Genomic DNA, 2,071 nt, shown 5'->3' on the forward strand with positions numbered 1-2,071 from the left:
GCCGGCGGCGGCCGGGGCCCCGGCCGGCACCCGCGCCGCCGCCCTGCTCGCCGGCGGCGTCTCCGGCCTCGTGGGCGGCTACGACGACCTCGCCGGCGCGCGCCCCGAGCAGGCCCGCGACAAGGGCCTGGCCGGCCACCTGCGCGCCCTGCGCGCCGGGCGGGTGTCCGCCGGCGCGGTCAAGGTCGCCGGCATCGGCGCGGCCGCCGCGGCCGCGGCGCTGCTCACGCGGCGGGGCCGGGGCGCCGGCACGCTGCTGGACGGCGTCCTCACCACCGGCCTGGTCGCCGGCACCGCCAACCTGGTCAACCTGCTCGACCTGCGCCCCGGGCGGGCCGGCAAGGCCGCCGCCCTCCTCGCCGGGACCACGCTCGGCGGCGCCGCCGGCACCCTCGTCGCCGGCCCGCTGGGCGCCACCCTCGGCGTGCTGCCCGCAGACCTCGGCGAGCGGGTGATGCTCGGTGACTGCGGCGCCAACGCCGTCGGCGCCCTGCTCGGGCTGCGGCTCGCGGCGCTGCCCGGGCGGGCGGCCCGCGCCGCGCTGCTGACCGCCGTCGTCGCGCTGACCCTGGTCAGCGAGAAGGTGAGCTTCACGGCGGTCATCGAGGCGACCCCGGGGCTGCGGGAACTGGACCGGCTCGGCCGCCGCCCGGCATGACCCGCCGGCAGGTCCTCACCGGGGTCGCCGGCGCCGCCGCGCTGATCGCCGTCCTCACCGTCCTGGCCCGGCTGGCCGGGTTCGGTCGCACGCTGGTGTTCACCAACGCCGTCGGTGCCGACAGCACCGGGGACACCTACCTGGCGGCCAACAACGTCCCCAACATCGTCTTCGAGGTCGTGGCCGGCGGCGCGCTGGCCAGCCTGGTCGTCCCGATGCTGGCCGGCGGGATCGCCGCCGGGGACCGGGAGCTGGTGCGGCGCACCGCATCGGCGCTGCTGGGCTGGAGCCTGCTGGTGCTCACCCCGCTGGCGGTGCTGGTGGCGGTGTTCGCCGAGCCGATCGCCCGGCTGCTCCTGGGCGGCGGGGACCCGGGACAGGTGGCGCTCGCGGCCCGGTTCCTGCTGGTCTTCGCGCCGCAGGTGGTGCTCTACGGCATCGGCATCGTGTTCACCGGGGTGCTGCAGGCCCACCGCCGCTTCGGGGGGCCGGCGCTGGCGCCGCTGCTGTCGAGCGTGGTCGTGGCGGGCGCCTACCTGGCCTTCGCCGCCATCGGCGGCAGCCGGTCGGCCGAGGACCTCTCGACCCCGACCGAGCTGGTCCTCTCCGTGGGGACGACGCTCGGCGTGGCGGTCCTGACGCTCAGCCTGCTCCTCCCGGTGCGGCGGCTGCGGCTCGGCCTGCGCCCGTCGCTGCGGTTCCCGGTCGGCGCGGCGCCGCGGGTGCGCCGGCTCGCGCTGGCCGGCGTGCTCACCCTCGCCGGTCAGCAGCTGGTGGCCGTGGTGGCGATCCGGCTGGCCAACACGGGCGCCCCCGACGGCACGCAGGTCGCCTACACCGCCGGCCTCACCCTCTTCCTGGTCCCGTGGGCGGCGCTGGCCGTTCCGCTGGCCACCTCCGCCTACCCGGGGCTGGCCGAGCGGGCCGAGGCCGGCGACGAGCGCGGGTTCCGGCGGGCGCTGGCCCCGGTCACCGTCCTCGTGGTGGTGACCGCGCTGGCGGCCGCGGCGGTGCTCGTGGCGGTGGCCGGTCCGATGGCGCGGGTCTTCCTCGGCGGGGAGCCGGCCGTGACCGTCGCCGCGCTGCGCGACACGATCATCGCCTTCGCGCCCGGCCTGCCCGGCTACGCGCTGGTCGCCGTCCTCACCCGGGCGCTGTACGCCCGCGGGCTGTGGCGGGCGCCGACGGTCTGCGTGCTGGGCGGCTGGCTGCTCGCCGTCGTCGCCGACGTCGTGCTCGCCCGGGTGCTGCCGGCCGCCGACCGCGGCGCGGCTCTGGCCGCCGGGCACAGCCTCGGCGTGACCGTGGCCGGGATCGGGCTGCTCGCCGTCGTGGCGCGCGTCGCCGGCCCCGCCGGGCTGGCCGGCGTGGCCCGGGCCGGGCTGCCCGCGCTGGCCGCCGCGGCGCTGGGCG

Annotated in this window: 2 protein-coding genes; both read left to right on the forward strand. The window is 79.5% G+C overall.

Annotated elements, in window-relative coordinates:
• Positions 1-658: hypothetical protein (locus PGN05_RS24175; protein ID WP_419755128.1), on the forward strand; the 658-nt coding region annotated here is incomplete at its 5' end.
• A partial coding sequence (murJ, locus tag PGN05_RS24180; protein WP_419755129.1) for a murein biosynthesis integral membrane protein MurJ occupies positions 655-2,071 on the forward strand: 1,417 nt, incomplete at its 3' end. The genes PGN05_RS24175 and murJ, both read left to right, overlap by 4 nt.

Origin of the sequence: Geodermatophilus sp. CPCC 206100 (genome assembly GCF_048569675.1) — a bacterium.
Lineage (GTDB): Bacteria > Actinomycetota > Actinomycetes > Mycobacteriales > Geodermatophilaceae > Geodermatophilus.